Raw genomic sequence first — 25,935 nt, 5'->3', positions numbered from 1 at the left:
GCCTGATTCTGCTGTTGCCGCGCCCGCGGCGATCCCTGTCCTTGCCCAAACCGGAGATTTCGCATGAAGAAGCTTGTCGTTCTGGCTGCCGCACTGGCCACGCAGTTCGCACTGATTCCCGCCCATGCGGCCGAGGAAGCCAAGAAGCCGCCCACCGCGCAGCAGCAGAAGATGGCCGATTGCAACAAGCAGGCCACCGGCATGAAAGGTGACGAGCGCAAGAAGTTCATGAGCAACTGTCTGAGCGCGAAGCCCGAGGCCGCCGCATCCGCACCCGCCGCAGCCAAGGCACCGGAAGCCAAGGCCGCCGCGGCGGAGGCCAAACCCGCGACGCAGCAGGAGAAGATGGCCGCGTGCAACAAGCTGGCGACCGGCAAGAAGGGCGACGAACGCAAGGCGTTCATGAGCGAGTGCCTCAGCGCCAAACCGGACGCAGCCGCGTCGGCACCTGCCGCCAAGCCCGCCAAGTAAGTCAGATCCGCCGCAAGGCGACCCGCCCGGCGCGCCCGTCGGGGGCCAGAAACCCGCCCGGAACCCCGCCCGCAAGGCGGGGTTCCTTTTTGCCCATGCCGCGCCAGCTAGAATGGCGGTTTTCCCTGTCCGCCGCCTGAGGTCGAGGAAGCCATGCCCGAGCCGGTCCTGATCGTCCTGTGCAACCTGCCGGATGCCGATAGCGCGGCGAGCGTCGCGCGCATGCTGGTGGAACGTCGGCTCGCCGCGTGCGTCAACATCCTTGCACCGGCGCGGTCGGTGTATCGCTGGAAGAACGAGATCGAGCAGGCCGAGGAAATCCCGCTGCTGATCAAGACCACCGCGACGCGCTATGCGGCACTCGAAGTTGCGCTGATCGAAGCGCACCCCTACGAAGTGCCTGAAATACTTGCCTTCGAGGCACGCAGTGGCGCACCGGCATACCTGCAGTGGGTGGTCGAGTGCACCGTCCCCGATGACCAACTGCCCGATGGGCTATGAACTGATGAAGCGATTCACGACACTGTTGTTCGCCCTGATGCTGGGCAGCGCGCATGCCGCCCCCGACCTGCTGGAACCGGAGAAGGCCTTCTCCGTCAGCGGGCGCGCCGCAGACCCGCAGAGCGTCGAACTCCAGTTGGGCATCGCCAAGGGTTACTACCTCTACAAGCACCGATTCGCGTTCGCACCCGCCGAGGCCGCCGTCAAATTGGGCGAGCCGCGATACCCCGCGGGCGAGCGCAAGCAGGACGAGTTCTTCGGCGAAGTCGAGATCTATCGCAGTGACATGCAGGTCGCCGTGCCGGTCGCGGTCGGCGAGGTACGCGACGGTTCTGTGCTGCGCGTGACCTATCAGGGCTGCGCCGAAGTCGGCGTCTGCTATCCGCCGGTGACGACCGAGGTGACCCTCGGCCAGACAGGCGGCGGCGTGTTCAAGCGAGCCTTCGGCAAGCTCGCCGCGGCGCCGTCCGACAGCACCGCACCGGCTGCCACTCCTGGCATTGCGAAGATCGAACCGGTCAGCGGCGACGAGAGCGGCCGCCTTGCTGCGCTGCTCGGCAGCGGCAATCTTGCGCTGGTCTTGCTGAGTTTCTTCGGCGCCGGCCTTTTGCTGGCCTTCACGCCGTGCATGCTGCCAATGCTGCCCATCCTCTCTGGCATCATCGTCGGGCAGGGGGTACATGTGGGCCGCGTGCGCTCCGCAATGCTGGCGAGCACCTATGTGCTCGGCATGGCGCTGACCTACGCCATTGCCGGTGTCGCAGCCGGGCTTTCGGGCACCTTGCTGTCGAGCGCGCTGCAGAATGCTTGGGTGCTGGGCGGATTCGCCGCGATCTTCGTCGCCCTGTCCGGCGCGATGTTCGGTTTCTACGACCTGCAACTGCCCAGCGCGCTGCAAAGCAGACTCTCCAATTCGGCCAATCACCAGCGCGGCGGCTCATTCATCGGCGTAGCGGTGATGGGGGTGCTCTCCGCCCTGATCGTCGGGCCCTGCGTCGCGGCGCCGCTCGCCGGGGCGCTGCTGTACATCGCGAAAACCGGAGATGCCGTGCTCGGCGGCCTTGCGCTGTTCGTAATGGCGCTCGGGATGGGTGCGCCGCTGATCCTGCTTGCCGTTGCCGCACGTGGCCTGCTGCCGCACGCGGGCCCATGGATGGAATCGATCAAGCAGGCTTTCGGCGTCCTCCTGCTGGCGCTGGCGCTTTGGCTGGTCACGCCGGTACTGCCGGAAGTCGTCGTGATGCTCGCCTGGGCGGCGCTGGCGATCGTCTGCGCGGTGTTCCTGCACGCGCTCGATCCGCTGCCGCCCAACGCCCACGGCGTGCGCCGATTCTGGAAAGGCGTCGGCGTCGTGCTGCTGATCGCCGGTGGCGCCTTGCTGCTGGGCGCCCTCGGTGGCGCCCGCGATCCCTTGCAACCGCTGGGCTTCCTGCGCGGCGCGAGCGCGGCAGAGGCATCGCCAAAGCTCGTCTTCGAGAAAGTGAAAACGCTGCAGGAACTCGACGCGCGACTTGCAGAAGGCCGGCCGGTGATGCTCGATTTCTATGCCGACTGGTGCGTCAGCTGCAAGGAAATGGAACGCTTCAGCTTCAGCGATGCCCGCGTGGTAAGTGCGCTCAAGGACACCCTGCTGCTGCAGGCCGACGTCACCGCCAACAGCCCGGCCGACCAGGCCTTGCTCAAGCGATTCGGCCTGTTCGGGCCGCCGGGCATCGTCTTCTTCGACCGCAACGGGCAGGAGATCCGCAGCACGCGGGTCGTCGGTTACCAGAAGGCGGACGACTTCCTCGCGACGCTTTCCCGGCGCGCCGAATAAAAAACGGGTCGCGAGGCCCCCGCCTCACGACCCAACACGACTACCGACCACGAACCTCGGACCCGCAGCCAAGCCACAGGTACCGAGCCCCGCCGCAAGGGAGCCCAGCAGCGGAGCGAGGCGGATTCTGCCTTAAAGCTTTGTCACCTGTCCATTCCATTTGCATATCTTCGTGCCCTGCGTCACGGCTTGATCGGCGTGCGCTGCACCGACCACTGGATCGCAAAGACCCGGCAGCGGCCAAGCCCGAAACGGCAGCGTCAGCCGCTTCGGGCACGGCGCGAAAGGCGAACGATGCAAACAAAAACGCCCGGGCTTGCCGGGCGTTATCGGTGACGATGCGTTCTGCCTGATCGATCATCGCCCTCATGTCCGGGGCGCGATCAACGCAAGCGTGTCGCTTCAGTCTGCCGCCAGATTGGCCGCGAACACGGAATCCGCGTTGTCCGGAAATGCGTAGCGGGCAAATGCGCGACGGATACGAGCCTTGTTCTGGCGGGCACCGTGGTCGATGAAGCGGATGCCGATTGCCTTGCCGTTCTGCGCCATCGTCATGAAGGCAAACCGCCAGCGGGCGGTTTCCGCCAGACGCTCACGCAATTCACACTCATTGGCGATCTCGACACCCGCTGCTTTCAGCGAATCGAGGAATTCAGCGTAGGACTCTTCGCAAAGCCTTCCCATCTTCATGCTCCGTGTTTTCTGCGGTGATCATTCACCATGTAGCCATTAACGGGGCAGTTACCGAAAGGTTGACGAAATGTTGCTTGAAATGACGGGTTCCCCGGCCTTGGCCCGAAAGCCCGATCGGCGGGGCTTGCACGATCCCGCATGACGCCCGAGACTTCGAATTCCCACAAAGATGCCGAAACTCATGAGCGACACGCCGATCAGTAACGAACGCCGCAACCGCCAGCGCTTTGCCGCCCAGCGCGAAGGCCGCACGATCTTCTGGGTCGAACTCGATGGCCACCGGCTACCGCTGAATGATCTTTCGCTGGAGGGCTTTGGCTACGGATCCGCGATCGAACCGGAACTGGGGCTGGAGTTCCCGTTCGCGCTGCGACTGGAGGGGATCCCGGACCGCGTGCGGGGCCGTGCCCGCATCGTCAATTACGTTGCCAACGCCAACGGTGGCCAGGTCGGCTGCCGCTTTCTGTCGTTCGAAGGCGATGGCGCGTTCGATCTGCACGACTGGCTGACGGTACATGTCATCACCAGCGCGTCGGTACGCATTTCCGAACAGGAGGCGAAGGCTATCGTCGCCGGGCCTTCGCTGATCTGATACACGCCGCGGGCGGCGCAAGCGCCGCCTGCCCTCGCGTTACTGCAGGGCGCCTTTCAACTCGCGCTTGAGCAGTGTGAGCAGCATCGTGTCGCCGTGCACCCGCAGCACCGGCCAGACATGGTGCAGCGCCATTTCCGCCTCCTGCTTGCGGCCCAGTTGGGCCAAGGCCAGCGCATAGGCCCCGGAACACAGCGCGAGCGAGGTCCACACCGCGGGATTTGCCGCGTATTCGAGAAACCCCTGGGTCGCCGCCCCCAGCACCTGCACCGCTTCGGGGCGGCCATGGCGCAAGGCCACCATGCCGCGCGCCCAGTCGACGAACGGGCGCCCGAAACTCGGCAGCTTGCGCTCGTCCAGACCGGCCATGATATCCGCGACTACATCCGGGTTGCCCACGCGCGCCTCTGCCAGCGCAAGATCAAGCCGGTGGGTCATGTTGCCGGGGGCCGCCTCGAAGGCCTTGCGCATCGCCGCGACAAAGCCGGCATAGTCGCCGCCGGCATGGCAAACCGAAGCGATCCGCTGATCGACCATGCCCGGGGATTTGTCGAGTTTCGGACGCCACGCCTCCAGCGCCGAACGGGCATCCTGCAGATCCCCCTGGACGGCGCGGATGCACGCCGCGCGAGCCGCTAGATCGAAGGCCAGCAAAGGCTTTCGGGGGTTGCGCGCGAGCTGCCCGATCAGGTTTGCCGCCACATCCCACTGGCCCAGCGCGCACGCACGCAGCATGCGGTCGTAGCGCATTGCGTGACGGTATTGCCAAAGGGGCGGCAGAAACGAGAACGCGAGAAAACCGAGCGCCAGCACCACCAGCACCCGGTCGCCGCCAATCAGGCCCCACAGCAGCAGCGCGCCATCCACACCCAGCCAGATCCGGTTGCGACGCAGCAGCTCCAGGCCAAAGGTACGGATACCCGGCTCGGTGTGCAGGCGCAGCTCGAAAGCGGCTTGCTGCTGGCGCATCGCGGGCGGGATCGCCATGCGATCTTCGCGCATGGCAGCAATTTCCACCGCATCGTGCAGCCGGATGTTGGCAAGGCCGCGCGCGGCCAGCGAGGCGAGCGCCTCTTCCGCGTTGCCCGCATCGACATAGTCGGTCACGGTATGGCCACCGGTGTCGTGCGCGCTGAACAGGATGCGTGCCATGGTGAAGTCCTCCTTGCGGCGGTGCCTTTGCGACACCGTGACTTACGATGTTGGCATAGATGGTGCCGCTCGCGCGTACCGTTCATCCGCCAGTCCCGACCGGTCTTCGCTGAGCGGCCGGCAGAACCCCGGCGGGCTGTAGGAAGCCAGCCTACGCGGGTTGTGGCGCGCTAATAGTGCGGCGGGATTTCGTCGCGCAGGTCGCGCGATTCGCCGACGCCGTGTCCGCTGGAAGCGACTGCGCGCACCTGCTCGGTCAGCGCGAGCACATGTTTCTGCAGTTGGTCGATCTGCTGCTGCTGCCGGAACACGGTGCGGTTGAGTTCATCGAGCAGATCCTCGGCAAAACTCAGCTTCACTTCGAGGCGTGTGATCTGTTCCTGCATCGTTGGCACCGACAACTCAGCGGCCCGGCGTCGAGCGGCTCGTGCCTTTCAGCACTGCGCGCAGGCAGGCCGACTGCACACGCCAGCCGACCAGTGCCGCGAAGAAGAAGGGCGACAGGCCAACGCGCACCGCCGTGCTTGCAACCGGCACCAGATCGGGCACACGCGGGCCGCGCATGATGCGGCGACCCAGCGCAAAAGGCACGCCGACACCATAGGCGAAGAGGCGATAGGTGACTTCTGCGCTGGGGCGGCGCGGGATGGTGGCGGCTTCGACAATGATCGGCTGCGGCATGCTGGAATCGGCTCCTGAATGAGCGAGAAGACTACCCGATTTGCGCCGTCGCCGGCGGCTCGACCGGCGCCCACGGCAAGTGCACGCCCCTGGTGGCATGCGCGCGGCAGAACGCACCGAAATCGGCAGCGAGAAGCGGCCGGCTGAACCAGTAACCCTGGATCGCATCGACATCCAGATCACGCAGGTACTGCAATTGCGCGACCGTCTCGACACCTTCGGCCACCAGCGACAGGTTCAGCGTCTTGGCCAGCGCGACGAGCATGTGCACGATCGCCTCGTCGTCAGGATTCGTCGTCAGGTCACGTACGAAGGCACGATCGATCTTCAGCGTATTGAGCGGGAAGCGCTTCAGGTAGGCGAGCGCCGAATGCCCCTGGCCGAAGTCGTCGATGGCGATGCTGATGCCCATGGCGCGAAAACGCTTCATCAGCTCGATCGTCTGCTCGGGGTTCTCGATGGTCAGGCTCTCGGTGAGTTCCAGCTCCAGGCACGAGGCCTCCAGCCCGTTTTCGGCAAGCGCCTCGACGATGTCCTGCAGAAGCGTTTCAGACTTGAACTGCAGGCCCGACAGGTTGATCGCCACCTGCATCCCGCCCATGCCCGCGGCGCGCCACTCGCGGATCTGTTGGCACACGCTGCGCACCACCCAGCGGCCGATCGGCACGATCATGCGCGACTCTTCCGCGATTGGGATGAAACGGTCGGGGCCGATCCGCCCGCGGGTCGGGTGCTGCCAGCGCAGCAACGCCTCGGCACCGATGACCCGGCCGTCGCGCAAGGACAACTTGGGCTGGTATTCGAGAAACAGCTGTTCGCTGCCGAGCACGTTGCGCAGCGCATGTTCCAGCTCCATGCGCTCGCGGTTCTCGTGTTCGATCGCCTGCGAGAAGAACACCGCCGTCCCGCGGCCCTGATCCTTGGCACGGTAGAGCGCCAGATCGGCGCAGCGCAGCAGCTCGCTGATCTCAGCGGCGTCGCGCGGATACAGCGCGATGCCGATGCTGGTCGAGATGAAAGCTTCGTTGTCGCCAAATGCGAACACCGCTTCGAGCGCGTCGATGATGCGCCGCGCCACCTGCGAGACTTCGACCGGGTCGGCGGTGGAGGTAATCAGCGCGGCGAATTCGTCGCCGCCAAAGCGACTGACCACGTCCACCTCGCGCAAGCAGCCCTGGATGCGACGCGACGCCTCGCTCAACAACTGGTCGCCAACGCCATGCCCGAATCGATCATTGACGCTCTTGAAGCGATCCAGATCGAAGTACAGGATCGCGAAGCCCTCATCGTTGCGACGCGCCATCTTCAGCAATTCGTCCGCGCGGGCGCGGAAAGCGCGGCGGTTGGGCAGCCCGGTCAGCGTATCGACGAAGGCCAGGCGATGGATCGTCTCCTCGCTGCGGATGCGATCGGTCACGTCTTCCATGACCCACACGTATTGTTCCGGCGCCCCGTTGCCATGGCTGATCGTCGAGATCACCTTCTGGCAGCGGAACTCCGCGCCATCCTTGCGCCGGTCGGCGAACTCGCCGCGCCAGGTGTGGCCTGAAAACAGCGCCAGCCAGATCTGTTCATAGGTGTCCAGCGGCGTCGATTCCGCGCGCAGCAACAAGGCCGACTGACCCTTGACCTCGGCCAGCGAATAGCCGGTCATGGCACTGAACTGCGGATTGACGTAGCCGATGATCGCGTTCGCGTCGGTCATCATGATCGCCGAGCCCGAGTTCTCGACGGCCAGCGATAGCTTGCGCAACTCGTTGCGTGCCTTCACTTCGCCGGTAACGTCGAAGTCGATGCAGATCTGTCGCTGCAACGCCTTGTCGGTATCGAAGATCGGCACCACGGTGCGCTGGAAGTAAAGGCGCGCGCCGTCGCGACGTCGCAGCGACACCTCACCGTGCCACACCGCCGGCGCAGCGGCGCCCTCCGGCCCCACGTCACCCCAGCGCGTGATCAGGTCGCCGATGAGTTGTTCCCGGCTCACGCCGACGGTGCGGCAAAAGAGGTCGTTCACATAGGTCAGGCGAGCGGCGGGATCGAACTCCGACACGATGGCCGCCTCGTCCATCGCGTTCTTCTGCTGCACCAGACTGTCCATCAGCGCATCGATGCGGCTGCCGAAATGCGTCCGCAGGCTCTCGGTCGAACGGCTGATCGCCTCCATCGCCTGCTTCACTTCGGACGGCGCGTCGGCATCCAGGGCGATCGTCTCGATTTGCCCGTCGATCACTTGCCGCCCGGCCTGACCGAGTTGCTTGAGGTAGCCGAGCCACTGCCCCAGCGCCAGACGCACCGCGGCGAGCCCCAGCGCGAAGGCCCCCAGCAGCAGGCCCAGGGCGTGCAGCGACAGCGACCAGATGTTCCCCGCGATGCGGGCAGCGGCGAAATTCAGGCGAATCACGCCATAGTCCCTGCCGCCCACGGTGATCGCCCGGTTCACCTCGGCCAATTCGTTCTCGACACGCCGGATCAGCCAGCCCGGCGCATCGCTGGCAGGGGTGGCGTGTCCGAGCACCTCCAGCCTGGTGGCATCCATCGCGATGAACACCGCGGACTCGAACGGTGCCCGCACCAGCGCCTTCTCCAGCGTACGGCGGATCGCGTCGTAGTCGTTGACGACGACGCTATCGGTCACCGCGACGGCCACCACCTCGATCACCATCTGCGCGTTTTCCTGCGTGTCGCCGATCACGTCCTTGAACATGCCGCGCAGGAACAGGGCTGCACCGAAGAGTGCAAGCAGCAGCAGCACCACGCCCACCAGCAACGTGATGCGGTTGATCAGCGAGCGCGGCAGCAGGCGCATCAGCAGGCCCTGGCGCTAGCGCAGTTCAGCCGGCGCGTCGCGGTAGAAGCGCCGGTAGGGTTCGTATTCGGCGCCGGTCGCGCTCACGAAGCGGAATGGCGGCAGCTTGGCGGCTTCGGCTGCGGCCTTCAGCACGGCCTGACCTTCGGGGTTCTCGCTCATGCCGATGAAGGCGGCGGCAACCGCAGCAGCATCCTTGGGTACCACTCGTGGCGACACCATCAGGGCCAGATCGGGGTATGGGTCGGAGGTCCACAGAATCCGGTACTGGCGGCCTTCGCGTCGCGCCCAGCCGTCCAGCAACTGCTGGTTGGCACCGACTGCGGCGACCTTTCCGCTGTCCAGTTGCACAAGCGAACCGTCGGTATTGCCGGCGAAGACCACTTTCACCGCGATCTTGCGCTGCAAGAGCTGTGCGTAAGGGTTCTTGTAGGCGATGAAGGCCTCGGGGCCGGGAAAGGCCACTTCCTTGCCGGCCAGGTCGGCAAGCTGCTTTACCGGCGAATCGGCCGGCACCGCGATCACTCCATGCACAAGCGGGTCGTCACGACGCGCGAACACCCGCCAGCCGAGCTTTTCCCGCTCCGGCGAAAAGAGATGGTTGGTGAAGGCGAAATCGACCTCCTGTGCCAGCACATAGCTGGTCGTGTCAGCGGAGGTCCGCCCGATCTTCAGACTCAGCGGCACGCCGCTCTTGCGCGACACATAGTCGAGAATCGGATTCCAGAGCGACGCCGTCACTGGCACGCTGTGCTGGTTGACCGGCGAAAAGCGGTAGCCTTGGGCATCGGCAGCACGCACCGATGCCGTGCCAAAACACAGCGCCAACAGGGCAAGCAAGCATCGCAGCATCTGGGTCACCTGAGCGGAGGAACACGCAGGCGCACGCCTGGCCTGTGCCCGCCTTCTCCGGTTATCGGCGTGGCGGCTGTTCCCTTGAGCCCAAACGTCGCCAGCAGGCGCCGGAAGTCAGCTTGCGGACCCGTCCGGCGTCGCTTCGTCGGGCGTCTCCAGGTCAACTGCGTCGCCGTCGGCGGCCGCAGGTGTGGCCTGGGCCGCCTTCGCAAGCATCGCCGACCGGGTATCCGGCGTTTCAAGGCTGATGCGGCCGAGCATGCCGCCGCGATAGTCGGTAAGCAGGATCAGCGCTGCCTTCTCCAGATCCAGATCGCCACCCTTCATGCGGCAACCGCGCCGCCGCGCAATTTCTTCGACCACCGCCGGGCCGTCAAAGCCCCGCGGGTCGAACTTGTAGCGCGCGCCGAGCTGGGTCGGATAGCGCGCCAGCAATACCTCGGCGAGGAAGGAGGCGACCTCTTCCTCGTTGACCGCGTTGGTGCCGACCGCATGGCTGGCGGCCAGCATGTAGCCGTCGCTGTCGAACATGATCTTCGGCCACAGCAGACCAGGCGTGTCGGTGAGCGTCATGCCCGGCCCCAGGTCAAGCGTCTGCTGGCCCTTGGTCACCGCCGGCTCATCGCCCACCGCAGCTACCTTGCGCTTGAGCAGCGCGTTCATCAGCGTCGATTTGCCGACGTTGGGGATGCCCATGATCATCATGCGCAGCGGCTTGGTGTTGTCGTCGCGATGCGGCGCGAGCCGCTTGCAGGCCGGCACGATGCGCGCGACATCAGCCGGCTTCTTGAACGACAGCGCGAGCGCCAATACGCCCGGCTGGGCGTTGTAGTAGTCGAGCCAGGCGCGGGTCGCTTCCGGGTCGGCGAGGTCGGCCTTGTTCAGCAGCTTGAGGCAGGGCCGCTGCCGGAACCGGCGCAGTTCCTCGATCATCGGGTTGCGGCTCGCCTCCGGGATGCGCGCGTCGAGCACCTCGATGACGATGTCGATGATCTTGAGACTCTCGGCCGCTTTCTTGCGCGCCGAAGCCATGTGTCCGGGGAACCACTGGATCGCCATCGGGGTTGTGTCCGTTCAGGGAAGTTCTGGGCCGCCATTGTCCCATCCTGCGGGCGGCAATTCATATCGGGGCATCACCAGCGCGGCCACCGCCAGGTCAAACCGCGGTCGCGCCGGGCAGATAGATCGTGAAGGTCGCACCGCATCCGGCCTCGCTACGCACCGCAATGCGCCCGGCCAGTGACTCTTCGACAATGCTGCGGACGATGTCGAGCCCGAGCCCGGTACCGCCCTGTCCCGCGCGGGTGGTGAAGAAGGGCTCGAATACCCGCGGCAGGTCATGCGCGCTGATCCCTGCACCATCGTCGGCCACCGTCAGCTCGGTCCAGCCATCGCCGGTGCGGGTGGCGGCGATCCGGATCAAGCCGCCGCGCCGGCCCGCATACGCATGGGTCACCGCGTTCGAAACGAGGTTGGTGATCACCTGACCCAGCAAGCCCGGCACGGTCGCAAGCGTCAGCCCGGCCGGCACATCGAGCACGATGTGGTGGCCCCCCTCGGCCAGTGCCGGCGACAGCGTGTAGCTGAGCTGGCCCAGCCATACGAGCAGATCCAGCTCGCGGCGCTGCGACGTCGCCTGATCGAGCGCGAGCTGCTTGAAGGTCACCAGCAATTCGCGCGCGCGCTCGAGATTGCGCATGACCAGTGCACCGCTCTCTTCGCTGACGGCAAGAAAGGCGTCAAGATCGGAACGCTTGAGGGCGCCGTTCGCGATCTGTTCGCGCAGGTCGCGCTGCTTGTCGGCCAGCATCGAAGTCAGGGTCGCCACGTTGCCGATCGGATTGCCGATGTCGTGCGCGAAGCTCGCCACCAGGCGGCCGAGGGACGCGAGTTTCTCGGCCTGGGTCACCTGCTCCCGCGCGACGGACAGTTTGCTGAAGGCATCGAGGAGCTCGCGATTGCGCGCCTCGAGCTCGGCGGTGCGCTCACTGACGCGGTGCTCGAGATCGTCATTGAGTTCGCGCAGCCGCGCTTCGATCTTCGCGCGATTGCTCATGTCGACCACCGACACCAGGATCTGCTGCCCTTCCTCCGCTTCGATCGGGCTCAGGCCCACCTCGCAGGGAAACTCGCTGCCGTCGGCGCGCACCGCACACAGCTCGCGTCCACCGCCCATACCCCGCGACAGCGGTTGGGCCATGAACTGCGCGAAATACGCGTGGTGGCGTTCGCGCGCCGCGGGCGGGATCAGCGCCTCATGGGCCATGCCGGTCATCTGCTCGGGCGTGTAGCCAAAAATCGCAGCGGCACCGGGATTGGCGAAGCGGATGCGCCGCGCCGCGTCGACGATCATCAGCGCCGAGGGCGAGGCCTCGATGACCCGCCGGAAACGGGCTTCCGCCTGCTTGCGGCGCAACAGGTTGCGCACCCGCGCGAGCAGCAGGGCCGGCACCACCGGCTTGGTGAGGAAGTCATCGGCCCCCAGTTCAAGGGCTTCGAGCTGGCTCGACTCCGAGGTATCCGCGGTGACCACGATCACGGCCACCTCCCGTGTCGCCGGGTCCGCCCGCAGCGCGCGCAGGACGTCGAGCCCGGATACCTCGGGCATCATCACATCGAGCAGGACGAGGTGGGGACGGTCTTCCTCCTGACGCGCCAGTTGCAACGCCAGCACGCCGCTGGTCGCCGTCTTGATCCGGTAGTGAGCCTTGAGCGACGCGACCAGCACATGAAGGTTGGCCGCCTGGTCATCGACCAGCAGCAGCAAGGGTTTCTTCGGTTCGACAGCGATCATGCGGAACGCTCCAGATCGTGCGTGGCAGCCAGTTGCGCCAGCGTGGCCAGCGCGCCATCGGCATCGAAATGCTCGATCTGGCGCAGCAGGCGCGTCAGCAGCCCACGCGCCGGATCGTACTCCGCCCGCTGCCGCAAGGTCTCGAGCAACGCATCCGGCACCAGTTCATGGCCTTCCAGATACGGGGTCAGCGCAGCCAGCAAGGGCCCCAGCGCGTTTGCTGCCGGTGCGGCGGCCGCCGGGGCCGGCGCAGACAGGCTCCGGATGCGCTCGAGACTCGCCACCAGCGCATCGCCAAAGGCTTGCGCGCTCGCTTCGATCGCCCCGCCGTCGCGCAAGGCCTGCTCGTACGTGGCAGCGGCATGTGCGAGTACCTCCGCCCCGAGATTCGCCGCCGCCCCCTTGAGCGCATGCAGGCGCGCAATCGCCTCTTCGCGGCGCCCTGCGCCGCGCACGGCAGCGATCTCGTCCACAACCTGCGCATGCGCGTCGGCAAAGCCTTGCAGCAGACGCCACAGCAGCGCGGTGTCGCCTTCCATGCGGCGCATCGCGCCGGCAAGGTCAAAGCCCGGCAAGGCCGGCAGCACCGCCGCCGGCGTGCGGGGCGGGGCGAGGTTCTGCACTTCGCCCACTTCGGCGGTCAGCCAGCGCGCCAGCACCGCATCGAGGACTGCGGGTTCGACCGGTTTGGGAATGAAGTCCACCATCCCGACGGCGACGCAGCGGGCGCGGTCTTCCGGCAACACCGCCGCGGTCATCGCCACCACCGGCACCTGCTCGCAGCCCGGGAGCTGGCGTATCGCATGGGTCGCCTGCAGCCCATCCATCACCGGCATGTGCAGATCCATCAGGATCAGGTCGAAGCGGCTGGCGCGCGCATGGGCCAGCGCCTCTTCGCCGTTGCCGGCAAGGGTCACCGTGATGCCGCGGCGCGCCAGCAGGCCGGCAGCAACCTGCTGGTTCTGCAGATTGTCTTCGGCCAGCAAGACGCGCGTCGCCCCATAGTGCGGCAGCTTGGCGCCAAGCCGCTCGCTGGCCTTGGGGTGAGCGCCCGCGCGGGCTTGCGCGATCAGGTCGAAAAGCTGAGAGGCGGTCACCGGCTTGGCGGCGATCGCGGAGACGCCTAGGGTCGGTGCGCGCGATGACAGTTCGGCGCGTTCGCGCGCACCCACCAGGGCCAGCAACACACAGGGCGCTTGCGCGCCGCCCGACTCGACGGCGCGCAGCGCCTGGGCGACCACGGCCGCGCCCGGGTCCGGCAGCGACCAGTCGAGCAGCGCAAGGTCGAACGGCTGCTGGTTGTCGCGGGCGGACTCGATCTGCCGCAGCGCGTTCGCCGCGTCGGGCGCCACTGCGACCGTTGCACCCGCGTCGGCGAACCAGCGTCCGACCGTCTCGCGCGCGGTGTCGTGGGCGGACACGATCAAGGCCCGGGACCCTGCCAGCGGCGCCGGCAGCGGCACCGCCTCACCCAGCGTGCGTACGGCTACGGTAAAGCTGAAGGTGGCGCCCGCTCCGAGGGCGCTCGACACGGCAATCTCGCCCCCCATCAGCCCGACCAGCTTGCGCGAGATCGCCAGGCCCAGACCGGTACCGCCATGCCTGCGTGTGACGCTGCCGTCGGCCTGGGTAAAGGCCTGGAAGAGACGGCCCGCCTGTTCCCCGGACAGACCGACGCCGGTGTCCCGCACCGCAAAGCGCAGCCGCACGGTGTCGCCCTCCCGCCCCGCCACCTCGACGCGCACCGCCACTTCGCCGCGGTCGGTGAACTTGATGGCGTTGCCGACAAGGTTATTGAGCACCTGCGTGAGGCGCAGCGGGTCGCCCTCCACTTCGGTGGGCACGCCGGGTGCGACATCGAGAAAGAGCTCCAGCCGCTTTTCCTCGGCGCGCGCGGCAAACAGGTCGGCCACGCCGCGCAGCAGCGCTTCGATCGACATCGGCACCTGCTCGATCTCGATGCGTCCCGCTTCGACCTTGGAGTAGTCGAGCACATCGTTGAGCACGCCGAGCAGCGCCCGCCCCGAGGTGAGTACGGTTTCCAGATACTCCCGTTGCTCGCGCGCCAGTTCGCCGTCGAGCACCAGCTGGGTGAGCCCGAGCACGGCGTTCATCGGGGTGCGGATCTCGTGGCTCATGTTCGCCAGGAACTCCGATTTCGCCTGGCTGGCTGCGTCCGCAGCCCGGCGGGCGGCTTCGAGGTCAGCGACGGTCTGGCGCTCCTGGGTCACATCGTCGAAGGTCCAGACCGCGCCCCGCGAGAGGTCGTCGGGATCGATCGCACGGCCGGACAGCCGGCTGACGAAGCGGGACCCATCCCGGCGCTGCAGCACCTGGTCGCGGCGGTGGATGCCCCCGGCCGCGAGTTCGCCGTAGATCTCGCCGCCGGCGATATAGGCCGTCTCATCGAGGTACCAGCTGCGGGTGGAATGCCCGATCAGCTCACCGGGCGCGGCGCCCAGCATCTCTTCCAGACGCCGGTTGCACTTGATGACGACCCGGTTGCGCAAGAGGCAGATGCCGAGGGTCGCGGTCTCGAAGATCGTGCTCTGCTCGTCGGCCGCCTGCTTGAGCGCCAGCTCGTCGCGTTTGCGCCCGGTGATGTCCCAGTTGGTTCCGACCATGCGCACGGCGGTGTTGTCTTCGCCGCGCACTACCATCGCCAGGGCACGCAGGTAGTGGAGTTCGCCATCCGGGCCACGTACCCGGAATTCGGTGTCAAAGGCGCTTTCGCCAGCGATCGCGGCATCGAGTTCGCCCCTCAGGCGTGCCAGATCTTCGGGCAGCACCCGCGAGGTCCAGGCATCGAGCGCCCCGGAAAAGTCCTCCGGTCGCGCGTGGTACAGCCGGAACATCGCGTCGTCCCACAACAGCGCATCGTTGCGCAGATCCCAGTCCCAGATGCCGATGCCCGCCGCGCGGGTCGCGAGCGCCAGCCGTTGCTGGCTTTCCTGGATCGCCGCTTCGGCGAGCTTGCTCTCGGTGATATCGGTCAGCACGCCATTCCAGAGGCTGCCGCCCTCGGGCAGCTCGATGCCGTCGGATGCCAGCCGGAACCAGCGGTTGTCGCCACCGACCTTGAAACGGCACTCGACGCGAAACGGCGCCATCGTGCGGGCCGCAATGTCGTTCAGGCGCGCGACTTCCGGCAGATCATCCGGATGGATCGCCGCAAATGCCTGGCTGGCGTCGCGCATCAGGGTGGCCTCGGGCACGCCGATCAGCTCGCAGAAACGCGGGCTGACGTAGTCGAAGGCAATGCCGCCATCGGCCCGGAAGCGGAACACATAGACCCCCACCGGAATGCGCCGCACCATGTCGTCGAAGCGGTTGCGGCTCGACGCCAGCGCCTCGGTGCGCTCTGCCACCCGTTGCTCGAGCAGCGCCTGTTCCTCGGCCAATCGGTCGGCCATCTGGTTGAAGCGCTCGCCCAGGACGCGGAACTCCGCACTGCCGGCAATCGGGGCGCGTTCGCCGAGCTTGCCATCGGCGATGCGCTCGGTCGCCTCGGTCAGCCGGGTAATCGGCTGCACGATGCTGCGGGCGAGGAACAGTGCAGCGATGAAACCGGCGCAGGACAGCACCACCAGCGCGATGAGGCTGCGCTCGCGCAGGCGTCGGGCCGGTTCGAGGGCCTCCTGCACGTCCTGTTTCACCACCATGAACCAGCGCAGGGCCGGCAGATAACGCCAGGCCGCCACTACCGGCGTGCCGCGATAATCGGCGCCAATGCCACTGCCCCGCTCGCCGCGGATCGCCGCCTGCATCGGCGAGCCGAGCTTGCTCAGCGGACGGCGCAGGCGAAAAGCGGCATCCGGGTCGGTCTTCAGCGGCGTCACCGAGAGCGCCTCGTTGCCTTCGAGCTGCGTGATGATGGTCTCGCCGCTCTTGCCCAGCCCGGTGGCATCGGTAGTGACCACCGTCAGCTGGCTCAGCTGCAATTGCAGTGCCACCGTGCCAAGCGCTTTGCCGTCGCGGATCACCGGCGACACGACGAACACCGACGGTTTGTCACCCGAAGGCGCATACGCCGCGACCGGTGTCACCTGCGTTTCGAGCAGTTCCAGCGCCTGACGGTGCGCGCGGGCAAGAATCGTGTCGCGGTAACGGCCGGTGTTGAGGTTGCTGGCGAAATCCGGCTCGTGCAGGATCGAGAAGACCACCGTGCCATCGTTGGCGGTCAGCAGCAGGTCATAACCGTTTCCCTGGATATAGGCATCCTCGAAATAGTCGCGATAGCGGCGCTCGTCGACGCCGTACTGAACTTCGTCGGAGCTGGCGATCAAGGACGGCAGGATGCTCAGCGCATGCTGGGTGGTCGGTGATTTGGCGAGTGTCTCGGTGTCCTTGACCCGCTCATTGACGTAGGCGTTGATCTGGTCCGCCTTCTTGTCGGCGAGTGACGAGAGCGTGGTGACCGCGGTGTCGCTCAGGGTCCGCTCGAAAGCGGCGCTGGACCACCAGGCCAATCCGGCCAGCGGCAGGGGCGACAGCAGCAGAAAGCCGAGCAGCAGCTGCGGCAGGATGCGGTAAGCCTTCACGGCGCAGCCTCTTCGATGCGCCGCTTCCACTCCTCGGTCGAGCGATAGCCGGGCCAAGGCGCGGGGCGGATGGGCTGGTCCGAGGCAAAGACCTGTTCGAACTGGCCGTCGCTGCGGGCATGGCCGACCCGCACCATCTTCCACACATGCCGGGTACGCGCGTCGACCGCGACCAGCGAGGCGAGACCGGCAATCGTCTGGCGCAACAGCGCGGGGTCGACGCGCTGCGGCTCCGGGCTGCCGGCATCGCGCACCGCCTGCGCCCACAGCTTGACCCCGATGTAGGTGGCTTCGACCGCATCGCTGGTCTGCCGATCGGCACCGAAGCGCTGCTGCCATGCCGCCACGAAGTGCTGGTTGGCGGGGGTCGGGAGCGACTGGAAATAGCTCCAGGCGGCGTAGTGGCGCGTCAGGCGCCCGCCACCCCAAGCCTTGAGTTCCGGCTCGGCGACGCTGAATGACATGATCGGCTGGTCGACCAGACCCGCGCGGACCAGCGCGTCAAAAAAGGCGGCGTTGCTGTCACCGTTAAGCGTGTTGAGCACCACCACAGGCCGCGCCGCCGCGATTTCGTCGACCACTTCGGCGAAATCCCGGGCGCCCAGCGGCAGGTAGCGTTCGCTGACGATCTCGCCGCCGCGGGCTTCCACCAGGTCGCGGATGATCAGGTTGGCGATGCGCGGAAAAACGTAGTCCGAGCCGATCAGCACCACCCGCGTGCCAAAGCGCTGCAGCATCCAGTGCGTGCCCGGCACGATCTGCTGATTCGGCGCCGAACCGGTGTACAGGATGTTGGGGGACTGCTCCATCCCTTCGTACTGCACCGGGTAGAGCATGAGGTGACGATGGCGCTCGACGACCGGCTTCACTGCCCTGCGACAGGCCGACGTCCAGCAGCCGAACAGCACATCGACATGCTCCTGGCTGATCAGGCGTTCGGCTTCCCGAGCGAAGTGATCCCAGTTCGAACGGCCATCCGCCACCACCACTTGAAGCGGCCGCCCGAGCACCCCGCCCTCTGCGTTGATCTCGTCGGCGGCCATGCGCACCGCGTCGACCAGGGGCGCCTCGCTGGCCGCCATGGTGCCACTGAGTGAATGCAGGGCCCCGATGCGGATCGGCGACGGAGTCGGCCGCCGCTGTGCGAAAACCGCCAGCGCCAGGGCGATCGCCACAACAGCCACCAGGAGAGCCTTGCGCCAGATCATCAAGTCGTGCCAAAGGGAGTGAACACCTGCACTATCGGCCTGCGCCTGCGATCCTTGACCCTCAGGGGTGCGTGTTTGTGCCCGACTGCGTGGTCCCTCACAAGCCGCAGCGTCCGCCTGTGGGAGACTGCGGCCTTGTGGCATGTCAGCCGCATGTTCCGGTTGCCGGGAGGAAATGGCGTGAGCTTCATGATGCTTGTGGTCGGCCTGATTGCAGGTTTGGTCGTAGCGCAGTGGCAGGATGTAAGCGGATGGGTCGGTGCCCTGCTCGGGGCGGCACTGGGTTTCCTTGCCGGGCGGGTGCTGGAGTTGCAGCAGCGCTACGAGGCCCTGGCCGCGCGCATCGACGAGCGGGAAACGGCGCTGGACGCCTTCCGCGAACACTTCGACCGCGTCACGCTGGCGATCCACCAGCGTTTCGTCGCACTGGAGGCCGTGCGGGAAGGCGCACCGGGCGCGCACGCCGACGCCGGCACACATGCCACCACCGATCAGACGGTGCCGCCGGACGCGGCCGCCTCGGAGCAACCTGCCCAAGCGCCGGTCGCGGCACCCCCCGCCGAAGTCCCCGGCGCCGAGACCGCTGCCGCCGCGAGCGTGAGCGCGGAAAGCGCCGAAGGTGCCGCCCCCGCGATGCCACCGGCGGTAGCGCAGATGGCCACCGCGCAATCGGCGCCCACCGACGATGCGGCGGTTCAGGCCCGGGTCGATGCGGCACTTGCTGCGGTGCGGCGCGCCCCGGTCGAGCGCGAGGCGGAGCAGGCGGTCGCGGCGACCGAAGAAGCGCTCGAAGCCACGCCGTCCGGCCCCGGCCTGGTCGAGCGCGCCTTCGACGCCGCGCGCGCCTGGCTTTTCGGTGGCAACACGCTGGTGCGCATGGGCATCGTGTTGCTGTTCCTCGGGCTGGCCTTCCTGCTGCGTTACGCGGCCGAACGCACCACGCTACCGATCGAATTCCGCTACGCCGGCGTCGCCGCCACGGCGCTCGGCCTGCTGGTGGTCGGCTGGCGGCTGCGCGAGCGCAACGGGCCTTACGGCTTGTTGCTACAAGGTGCGGCGGTGGCGGTGATGTACCTCACCACCTTCGCGGCGATGCGGCTGCATCCGCTGATCCCGCTGCAGTTTGGCTTCGTGCTGATGGTGGCGGTCGCGGCGCTCGCTGGCCTGCTCGCGGTAAAGCAGAACGCGCCCTCGCTGGCAATCGCCGGCACGCTGGGCGGCTTTGCGGCACCGATCCTCGCCTCCACCGGCGGCGGCAGCCATGTGGCGCTGTTCTCCTACTTCCTGCTGCTCAACGCCGGCGTGCTGGGCATTGCCTGGTTCAAGGCCTGGCGGGTACTCAATCTGGTGGGTTTTGCCGGCACCTTCCTGATCGGCACCGCATGGGGGCTGCGCAGCTACCAGCCGGAGCTCTTCGCCAGCACCGAACCTTTCCTCGTCGCCTTCTTCCTGATGTACGTGACGATCGCACTGCTGTTCGCACGCCGACGCATGGCCGAATGGACATCGCCGATCCGCGATGCCGACCACGGCGAACTGCTGCGCGGCGCGCTGGCGCATGCCAACGCGATCGACGGCACCCTGCTGTTCGGCGTGCCGCTGCTGGGCTTTGGCCTGCAGGTGGCGATCATCCGCCACATCGAATACGGCATGGCTTTCAGCGCCTTCGCGCTGGGCGCCTTCTACCTGATCCTGGCACGCGCGCTGCTCGGCCGCGATCGCATCCGCAACCTGCTGCTGGTGGAAGTCTTCCTCGCGCTCGGCGTGATCTTCGCGTCGCTGGCGATCCCGCTCGCGCTCGACGACCAATGGACCGCCGCCGCGTGGGCGGTGGAGGGCGCCGGCATCTACTGGCTCGGCCATCGCCAGCAGCGCACGCTGGCGCGCGCCTTCGCGCTGCTGCTGCAAGCCGGTGCCACGGTGTTCTTCCTGCGCACACTGGGCAGCGGCACTGCCGACCCCGGCTCGCTGCTGGCCGGTTCCTGGCTCGGCACGCTGATGCTGGCCGGCGCGCTGCTGTCGAACTGGCGCGTCGCCCGCATCGAGGCTGCGAACGACAACCCGCCCGCCGACGCCGCCCTCAAGCCGCTCTTCGCGGTGCTGGGCCTCGTCTTCGCCTACCTGCTGGCGCCGATGCTCGCCGGCAGCACCACCACCGCGGTGGCCTGGGCGATCGCCGGCGTCGCCACGGTGTGGGCGGCACTGCGCTTTGCGGACCGCGCCGCGCTGCTCACCGGCATGCTGGTGCAGGTGGCTGCCGGCATCGTGTTCTTCGCCAACAACCACGGCGCGGCGGCGGACGGCGCGCAGGTCTTCGCGGCCGGGCTGTCGGGCCTGGTGGTGTGCGGGCTGATCGGCCTCACGGTGCTCGCCAGCACGATCCTCACGACCCGGAATGCCGATGCGCTGCCGGGGCTGTCGGCCGGGGTCGGGCTCTTCCTCGTCTTCGGCCTCGCACTCATCAACCTGGCGGTGCTCTTCGTGCTGCCCTGGCGGGTTGCGAGCGGCGTGTGGGCGCTCAGCGGCGTGCTGATCCTGTGGCTCGCGATTTCGCTGCGGCAGGCGGTGGCGATGTGGTTCGGCATCGCGCTGCAGGTGGCAGCCGCGGCGGCCTTCCTGATGCAGGTGTGGCCGAACGTCGCGCTGCATGCCGACCCGGATCTCTCACCGCTGCGCCATGCCGGTTTCCTGGTGCCGCTGGTGATCGCGCTCGCGGCCTGGGTCGCCGCATGGCGCCTGCAGCAGCGCGGCGACGCGCAGTTTGCCGACATCGCACCGAAGCTCTCGCTGCTCGGCCTGCTGTGGGGCGCGCTGTGGTGGGGCTATGCCTGGCTCGCCGAGATCGAACGCTTCGTCGTACCGGTGCAGCAGCACGCCGCAGCGCTGGGCCTGATCGCTGCCACCGCGATGCTGTGGACGCTCGCGGCACGCCGCTGGGCCTGGGCCACGCTGGCAAACCTGTGCCTTGCATTGACGCCGCTCGGTTGGTTCGCACTCGCGGCCGACTATCACGCCGGCTATGCGCCTTTCGCCGGGCTCGCGGGCGCGGGCTGGGCTGCGATGCTGGTCGCACACCTGCTCGCGCTGCGCCTGCTCGCGGAAGGCGATGAAGCGCCGTGGCCGGCGATCGGCATCAAACTCGCTCACGCGCTCGGTGCATGGCTGCTGTTGACGGTGCTGGCGCTCGAAGCGCGCGCACTGTTCGCCGAACTGGGTGACGAACGGTCTGCATGGCGCTGGCTCGGCTGGGCGCTGGTGCCCGCCGCCTACCTGATCTTCACTGCGCGCGAGCAGTGGCCTCAGCGCTGGCCCTTCGGCGCGCGCGAATCCACCTACCGCACCCTGGTCGCAACGCCGGTGGGGCTGTTGATGGTGCTGTGGGTGATGGCGGCAAACCTGCACTCGACAGGCTCTGCAGCACCGCTGCCGTACATCCCCATCGCCAACCCGCTGGAGATCGCCTGCGGCATCGTGCTGCTCGCTGTGTGGCGCTGGCTCACGCGTGTCGACCTGGCGGACGACGCGCAGCAATTGCTGCGCCCGAGCTTCGGTGCGGTCGCCTTCCTCGTCTACACCTGCGGCGTGGCCCGCGTCGTGCATCACTGGGCCGGCGTGCCCTTCGAATCGCATGCGCTGTTCGCCTCGATGACGCTGCAGGCAAGCCTCTCGATTGCGTGGAGCATCGCCGCGCTGGCGCTGATGGTAAGCGGCCACCGCGCGCAGGATCGGATGCGCTGGCTGATCGGCGCGGTGCTGATCGGCGTGGTCGTCGCCAAACTGTTCCTGATCGAACTCTCAAACACTGGCGGGCTCGCGCGCATCGTGTCCTTCATCGCGGTGGGCGTGCTCTTGCTGGTGGTCGGCTACTTCGCGCCGCTGCCGCCCAGGACCAACGAATCGAACGAAGAGGCCACATCATGAGCCGCATCGCCACCCTCCTAGTCGCGCTGCTGTGCTACAGCGTTAGCCACGCCGCCGAAGAACAAGTGGCGGACTTCGCCACCCGCGCCAGTATTCGCGTTGCGCAGGCGGCACCGTACGCGCGGCTCACGCTGCCGATCGACGCCTACCTTGCAGCCCGCTCGCCGGATCTGCGCGATCTGCGGGTCTTCAACGCAAACGGCGAGGCGGTGCCCTTCGCGCTGATCGCTACACCGCCGCAGACGCGCGCCAGCGAACAGCAACGTGCGCTGCGCTGGTTCCCGCTGCACGGCGAAGCCAACACCACTGGCGGCGACCTGCAGGTGGATGTGCGGCGCGACACCGCTGGCACCGTGGTGTCGGTACGCGAGCAGGCGGGCAAAGCGGCCGGCAAGCCGCTGCGCGGCTACCTGATCGATACCGGCAGCAAGGATGCGACGCTGGCGGCGCTCGACATTACGCTCGGCGAGGGCGTCAGCGGCTTCCACCGCGTCAGCGTCGAAGGCAGCGACGATCTCGCGCAGTGGCAAAGCCTGCAGGCCGACGCCGTGCTCGCAGTGCTCGATTTCAACGGCGAACAGATCCGCCGCGAGCGCATCGAACTGGGTCAAACCAACGCGCGCTACCTGCGCGTGCTGTGGCGCGAGCCCGCCGAAGCGGCGCCGATCACCGCGGCGAAGTTCATCACACGCGAAGCGCACACCGAGCCCCCCGCGATGGTCTGGACGCCCGCGAGCGCCGTGCTGCGCGACGCCAAGGGCGACTATGTGCTGAACCTGCCGACGCCGATCCGTGCCGAGCAACTGCGTGTCACGCTGCCGCCGGGCAATCTGTTGGCCCCTGTCGAAGTCGCTACGCGCAACGACGAACGCGCGCCCTGGCAGCGCCTCACCAGCGGTGTCGTCTACCGCCTCAGCGGCGAAGGGTCGGATCGCACCTCGCCCGACATCGCGCTCGGCAACATCGCGATTCAGCATCTGCGCCTGCACGCCGACCCGCGCAGCGGCGGCCTCGGCAACACCGCGCCCACGCTGCAGCTCGGCCTCACGCCGCAGCAGCTCGTCTTCCTCACCCGCGGCCCGGCGCCCTACACCCTCGCCCTCGGCAACCCCAAAGCCGCACCCGCCGCGCTGGCGATCGGCACCCTGGTGCCCGGCTACGGCCAACCCGGCGCACCCAGGATCGCGGACGCCGAAGCAGCCTTCGGCCCCCAGGCCAGCGCCGCCGACAGCAGCAGCCCCAGAGCCGCCGAATCGCCGGTCCAAATGCGCAAGTGGGTGCTGTGGGCGGTGCTCGTCGTCGGCGTTGCCGTGATGGGAGGAATGGCGTGGTCGCTGGTGAAGCAGACACGGCCTTGATCGGCCTGACTGCCCAATGACTAACTGCGAAACCGACGACGCGATGCCGCAAAGCTCGCCTTTCGTGCTGCGAAGACTTCACCCTGCAAGCCTGTGCGTCCTGCTCGCGATGCTTCTGGATCTGGGTATCCGGATTCTCGCCTCATACCTTCTGGATGCAGGTGGCGTTGCGGCATGCACGCCGCACACCCGATCAGGAATCGGGTCGGTCTGTTTCGCGCGGGTACTCCACTATTCGGCTGTGACGAACCCCGGACGCTTCGGCCTTTACGCCAGTCAAAAACATGTGCTGCCCATACTCGTCGGCGCCGCAATGATTTGGGCATTTTCGCCCACCAGCCCGCTGGGACGGCTTGCCCGCAAAGACCTGAGCAACGGGCAAGTACTGCTCATGACGGTAGTACTCAGGTTGATCGCAGCTGGCGCGGTAATGAACATGGGCGAAATGATCGTAGCGGGTCATGTCACCGACTACATCGCCATCGTTCTGCATCGGCACACTGCCACTGTTGGTGGCAAGGCCTTGAACATCGCGGACGGGATGCTGGGCTGTGCCCTGCTTGGATCGGCCGCAGCACTGATCTGGAGCGGCGCGCGATGCGTGGGCCGCTGGTGCCACCGTCGTCGTGCGCAGGAGTGGCACGTCGCGGATTGAAGGTTCGGCGGAACGCGGCAATTCGCGCAGCAGTGGCCGAAAGTTGTGACGGCGCTGCTAAGGCATCCCAGCGAGCGCGACAGCGGCCACGGCAGGCGCAGCTTCCCTTTGCATCCCCACGGCGGCATCCTGTCCGGCCACGCAGGACACATCGGATCGGAGGCCATCGATGGACGACGCATCCGCAAGTCAGCAGGGCCTTGGGCTGACGCTGAGCTTTGACGAAACGGCGCGCGCCGTGCTGGCGCGCAACAGTGCGACGGCCGGTGCCGCGCCGATCGACGAGGGCTGGCTGCGCGCCGCGCTGGCCGAGCACGGCTGGGGTGAGCTCCGCGTGCTGCCGGACGCGGTGGCCGAATTGCTGACGCGCTACCACGCTGGCCAGGCATTCGAGGCGCTGCGGGTCGCCGAAGCGGTGGACGCGAGCTTGAGCGTAACCCTGAGCGACGACCACATGCTGGCGCAGCTGACGCTGGTGCCCGCCGAGGGCGGTACGCCGGTGTCGTCGGAGTCTGTGCTGGCGCGCTTGAACGAGCTCGGCGTGCAGCATGGTGTGGACCACGCGGTGCTCGCCGAAGCGCTCGCCGCCGGGCAGGCCGAAAACCTGATCGTGGCCCGCGGCCGCGCGCCGGAAGACGGCAAGGATGGCGCGCTCGAGCCCTGCCAGTCGCAAGCCCGCAGCCGCAGCCCGCGTGTCAGCGAGAACGGACAGGTGGATTACCGGGATCTGGGCGACATCGTCGTCGTGCACCCGGGCGATGCGCTGATGCGACGCGTTGCGCCCACTGCCGGCACGCCCGGACGCACACTCACCGGCGACACCCTCGCGGCGCAAGCGGGCAAGGCGGTGATGTTCGGCATGGATCTGCCCGGCACGCGACTGAGCGCCGACGACCCGGATCTGCTGGTCGCCGCGATCACCGGCCAGCCGGTGATGCGACCTGACGGCATGAGCGTCGAACCGGTGCTGGCGATCGAATCGGTGGATATGGCCAGCGGCAACATCCGCTTCGAGGGCAGCGTGAAGATCAAGGGCGACGTCGGTGCCGGCATGTCGGTCACCGCCACCGGCGACATCGAAGTCGGCGGCGTGGTCGAACTGGCAACGCTGGAGGCCGGCGGCAGCGTCGCGGTACGCGGCGGCATCATCGGCGGGCTCGGGCGCAAGGACGGCAAGCGCAGCGGCGCACCCTGCGTGCGTGCGGCGGTGAATGTGGAAGCCGGCTATGCGCAGAACGCCCATATCGAAGCGGGCGACTGCATCGTCATCGAAGACACCGCGGTGCAATGCGAGCTGATCGCGGCGAACCACATCGTGGTCGGGCGCAAGCACCGGGGCTGCCTGATCGGCGGCCACCATCAGGCCACCCTCAGTCTCACCGCCAAGGAAGTCGGCAGCCCGCAGCGCATCGCGACCGTGATCGAGATCGGCGTCAACCCGGCGATGCACAGGCAGATGCTGGAGCTGGCGAAGGCGCGCGATGCCAAGGAAACCCAGTTGCTCGATGTCAGCAAGCTGCTCGCGCTGGCGCGACAGCAACCCGGCAGGCTGCCGGAAGCCACGGTCGACAAGGCGCGCCAGACGGCGGCCGCGATTGCAGCCGCGATTGCCGATCTGCGCGAACAGTTCGAGGAGCTCAACCGCAAGGTCGGCCTCGCGATGGGCGCGCGCGTCATCGCCACGACGAAGCTGCACGAAGCGGTGGAAGTGCGCCTCGGCGAGCGGCACTTCCGGGTGCCACGCGAATACGAAGCCTGTGCGATCGGGCTTGACCGCGACGGAACATTGGGTCTGCTGGCAGTCGACGAAGAGGCATGGCATTGACCGGCCGCGCGCCGCCCTGATGCCGTGCGGCGACGTATAGTGTGCACACGTGTTGCGGCTTCGTGG

The 25,935-nt window shown here is 67.3% G+C and carries 18 protein-coding genes; 8 read left to right on the top strand and 10 right to left on the bottom strand.

Features of this window, described 5'->3' with window-relative positions:
• Positions 1–63 precede the first annotated feature (63 nt).
• The 3 genes from GGR36_RS15825 to dsbD all read left to right on the top strand — a co-directional run bounded on the left by GGR36_RS15825 (position 64) and on the right by dsbD (position 2,788).
• Entirely contained in the window at positions 64–471 is a 408-nt protein-coding gene (locus tag GGR36_RS15825; RefSeq protein ID WP_183635754.1) for a PsiF family protein, read from the top strand.
• Positions 472–624: 153 nt separating this feature from the next.
• A complete protein-coding gene (gene cutA / locus GGR36_RS15820) occupies positions 625–972 on the top strand; it encodes a divalent-cation tolerance protein CutA (RefSeq protein WP_183635753.1) in 348 nt (115 codons plus the stop codon).
• On the top strand, positions 947–2,788 hold the full coding sequence (dsbD, locus tag GGR36_RS15815; protein ID WP_242533278.1) for a protein-disulfide reductase DsbD: 1,842 nt from the start codon (positions 947–949) through the stop codon (positions 2,786–2,788). The genes cutA and dsbD overlap by 26 nt, the downstream gene beginning before the upstream one ends.
• Positions 2,789–3,190: 402 nt before the next feature.
• On the opposite strand, the gene GGR36_RS15810 is transcribed toward dsbD, so the two are convergent.
• The gene (locus tag GGR36_RS15810) at positions 3,191–3,472 is read right to left on the bottom strand and encodes a hypothetical protein (RefSeq protein ID WP_183635752.1); all 282 of its coding nucleotides are present in this window, start codon (positions 3,470–3,472) and stop codon (positions 3,191–3,193) included.
• Between the two features lie 190 nt (positions 3,473–3,662).
• Here GGR36_RS15810 and GGR36_RS15805 point away from each other — a divergent pair, with 190 nt between their 5' ends.
• Complete coding sequence (locus GGR36_RS15805; RefSeq protein WP_242533276.1) at positions 3,663–4,073, top strand: PilZ domain-containing protein; 411 nt, start codon at positions 3,663–3,665, stop codon at positions 4,071–4,073.
• 39 nt (positions 4,074–4,112) lie between these two features.
• Here the strand turns inward: GGR36_RS15805 and GGR36_RS15800 are convergent, their stop codons facing one another.
• The 9 genes from GGR36_RS15800 to GGR36_RS15760 all read right to left on the bottom strand — a co-directional run bounded on the left by GGR36_RS15800 (position 4,113) and on the right by GGR36_RS15760 (position 18,110).
• The gene (locus GGR36_RS15800) at positions 4,113–5,225 is read right to left on the bottom strand and encodes a hypothetical protein (RefSeq protein ID WP_183635750.1); all 1,113 of its coding nucleotides are present in this window, start codon (positions 5,223–5,225) and stop codon (positions 4,113–4,115) included.
• 170 nt (positions 5,226–5,395) lie between these two features.
• The gene (locus tag GGR36_RS15795; RefSeq protein WP_183635749.1) at positions 5,396–5,611 is read right to left on the bottom strand and encodes a SlyX family protein; all 216 of its coding nucleotides are present in this window, start codon (positions 5,609–5,611) and stop codon (positions 5,396–5,398) included.
• Positions 5,612–5,627: 16 nt separating this feature from the next.
• Positions 5,628–5,906 carry a hypothetical protein gene (locus GGR36_RS15790; RefSeq protein ID WP_183635748.1) on the bottom strand — a complete coding sequence of 93 codons (279 nt, stop codon included), beginning with the start codon at positions 5,904–5,906 and terminating at the stop codon, positions 5,628–5,630.
• A gap of 31 nt (positions 5,907–5,937) precedes the next feature.
• Positions 5,938–8,712, bottom strand: a complete 2,775-nt coding sequence (locus GGR36_RS15785; RefSeq protein ID WP_183635747.1) for a putative bifunctional diguanylate cyclase/phosphodiesterase — start codon at positions 8,710–8,712, stop codon at positions 5,938–5,940.
• Positions 8,713–8,727: 15 nt separating this feature from the next.
• A complete protein-coding gene (locus GGR36_RS15780) occupies positions 8,728–9,564 on the bottom strand; it encodes a phosphate/phosphite/phosphonate ABC transporter substrate-binding protein (protein WP_183635746.1) in 837 nt (278 codons plus the stop codon).
• 117 nt (positions 9,565–9,681) lie between these two features.
• Positions 9,682–10,626, bottom strand: a complete 945-nt coding sequence (gene ylqF / locus GGR36_RS15775; RefSeq protein ID WP_183635745.1) for a ribosome biogenesis GTPase YlqF — start codon at positions 10,624–10,626, stop codon at positions 9,682–9,684.
• A 97-nt stretch (positions 10,627–10,723) separates the two neighbouring features.
• Positions 10,724–12,361: an ATP-binding response regulator gene (locus GGR36_RS15770; RefSeq protein ID WP_183635744.1), complete on the bottom strand. Its 1,638-nt coding sequence runs from the start codon at positions 12,359–12,361 to the stop codon at positions 10,724–10,726.
• A complete protein-coding gene (locus tag GGR36_RS15765; RefSeq protein ID WP_183635743.1) occupies positions 12,358–16,902 on the bottom strand; it encodes a response regulator in 4,545 nt (1,514 codons plus the stop codon). Before GGR36_RS15765 ends, GGR36_RS15770 begins: the two co-directional genes overlap by 4 nt.
• Positions 16,899–18,110, bottom strand: a complete 1,212-nt coding sequence (locus tag GGR36_RS15760) for an urea ABC transporter substrate-binding protein (protein ID WP_183635742.1) — start codon at positions 18,108–18,110, stop codon at positions 16,899–16,901. Before GGR36_RS15760 ends, GGR36_RS15765 begins: the two co-directional genes overlap by 4 nt.
• Positions 18,111–18,299: 189 nt before the next feature.
• On the opposite strand from GGR36_RS15760, the gene GGR36_RS15755 reads away from it, so the two are divergent.
• The 4 genes from GGR36_RS15755 to GGR36_RS15740 all read left to right on the top strand — a co-directional run bounded on the left by GGR36_RS15755 (position 18,300) and on the right by GGR36_RS15740 (position 25,869).
• On the top strand, positions 18,300–22,031 hold the full coding sequence (locus GGR36_RS15755; RefSeq protein ID WP_242533374.1) for a DUF2339 domain-containing protein: 3,732 nt from the start codon (positions 18,300–18,302) through the stop codon (positions 22,029–22,031).
• A complete protein-coding gene (locus GGR36_RS15750; RefSeq protein WP_183635741.1) occupies positions 22,028–23,389 on the top strand; it encodes a DUF3999 domain-containing protein in 1,362 nt (453 codons plus the stop codon). Before GGR36_RS15755 ends, GGR36_RS15750 begins: the two co-directional genes overlap by 4 nt.
• A 109-nt stretch (positions 23,390–23,498) precedes the next feature.
• Positions 23,499–24,044, top strand: coding sequence for a signal peptidase II (locus GGR36_RS15745; protein WP_183635740.1), 546 nt, complete (start codon positions 23,499–23,501; stop codon positions 24,042–24,044).
• A 169-nt stretch (positions 24,045–24,213) separates the two neighbouring features.
• Positions 24,214–25,869, top strand: coding sequence for a DUF342 domain-containing protein (locus GGR36_RS15740; RefSeq protein WP_183635739.1), 1,656 nt, complete (start codon positions 24,214–24,216; stop codon positions 25,867–25,869).
• The last annotated feature ends 66 nt before the right edge of the window (positions 25,870–25,935 follow it).

The organism is Niveibacterium umoris, from assembly GCF_014197015.1.
Lineage (GTDB): Bacteria > Pseudomonadota > Gammaproteobacteria > Burkholderiales > Rhodocyclaceae > Niveibacterium > Niveibacterium umoris.
This window is presented reverse-complemented; position numbering and strand designations above follow the sequence as displayed.

Excerpts from the sequence above, each read along its gene's own strand:
- cutA (WP_183635753.1), top strand. The coding sequence starts at position 625 with ATGCCCGAGCCGGTCCTGATCGTCCTGTGCAACCTGCCGGATGCCGAT.
- ylqF (WP_183635745.1), bottom strand. The coding sequence starts at position 10,626 with ATGGCGATCCAGTGGTTCCCCGGACACATGGCTTCGGCGCGCAAGAAA.
- dsbD (WP_242533278.1), top strand. The coding sequence starts at position 947 with ATGACCAACTGCCCGATGGGCTATGAACTGATGAAGCGATTCACGACA.
- GGR36_RS15760 (WP_183635742.1), bottom strand. The coding sequence starts at position 18,110 with ATGATCTGGCGCAAGGCTCTCCTGGTGGCTGTTGTGGCGATCGCCCTG.
- GGR36_RS15795 (WP_183635749.1), bottom strand. The coding sequence starts at position 5,611 with ATGCAGGAACAGATCACACGCCTCGAAGTGAAGCTGAGTTTTGCCGAG.
- GGR36_RS15805 (WP_242533276.1), top strand. The coding sequence starts at position 3,663 with ATGAGCGACACGCCGATCAGTAACGAACGCCGCAACCGCCAGCGCTTT.
- GGR36_RS15750 (WP_183635741.1), top strand. The coding sequence starts at position 22,028 with ATGAGCCGCATCGCCACCCTCCTAGTCGCGCTGCTGTGCTACAGCGTT.
- GGR36_RS15755 (WP_242533374.1), top strand. The coding sequence starts at position 18,300 with ATGATGCTTGTGGTCGGCCTGATTGCAGGTTTGGTCGTAGCGCAGTGG.
- GGR36_RS15780 (WP_183635746.1), bottom strand. The coding sequence starts at position 9,564 with ATGCTGCGATGCTTGCTTGCCCTGTTGGCGCTGTGTTTTGGCACGGCA.
- GGR36_RS15800 (WP_183635750.1), bottom strand. The coding sequence starts at position 5,225 with ATGGCACGCATCCTGTTCAGCGCGCACGACACCGGTGGCCATACCGTG.
- GGR36_RS15790 (WP_183635748.1), bottom strand. The coding sequence starts at position 5,906 with ATGCCGCAGCCGATCATTGTCGAAGCCGCCACCATCCCGCGCCGCCCC.
- GGR36_RS15825 (WP_183635754.1), top strand. The coding sequence starts at position 64 with ATGAAGAAGCTTGTCGTTCTGGCTGCCGCACTGGCCACGCAGTTCGCA.
- GGR36_RS15745 (WP_183635740.1), top strand. The coding sequence starts at position 23,499 with ATGCTTCTGGATCTGGGTATCCGGATTCTCGCCTCATACCTTCTGGAT.
- GGR36_RS15740 (WP_183635739.1), top strand. The coding sequence starts at position 24,214 with ATGGACGACGCATCCGCAAGTCAGCAGGGCCTTGGGCTGACGCTGAGC.
- GGR36_RS15810 (WP_183635752.1), bottom strand. The coding sequence starts at position 3,472 with ATGGGAAGGCTTTGCGAAGAGTCCTACGCTGAATTCCTCGATTCGCTG.
- GGR36_RS15770 (WP_183635744.1), bottom strand. The coding sequence starts at position 12,361 with ATGATCGCTGTCGAACCGAAGAAACCCTTGCTGCTGCTGGTCGATGAC.
- GGR36_RS15785 (WP_183635747.1), bottom strand. The coding sequence starts at position 8,712 with ATGCGCCTGCTGCCGCGCTCGCTGATCAACCGCATCACGTTGCTGGTG.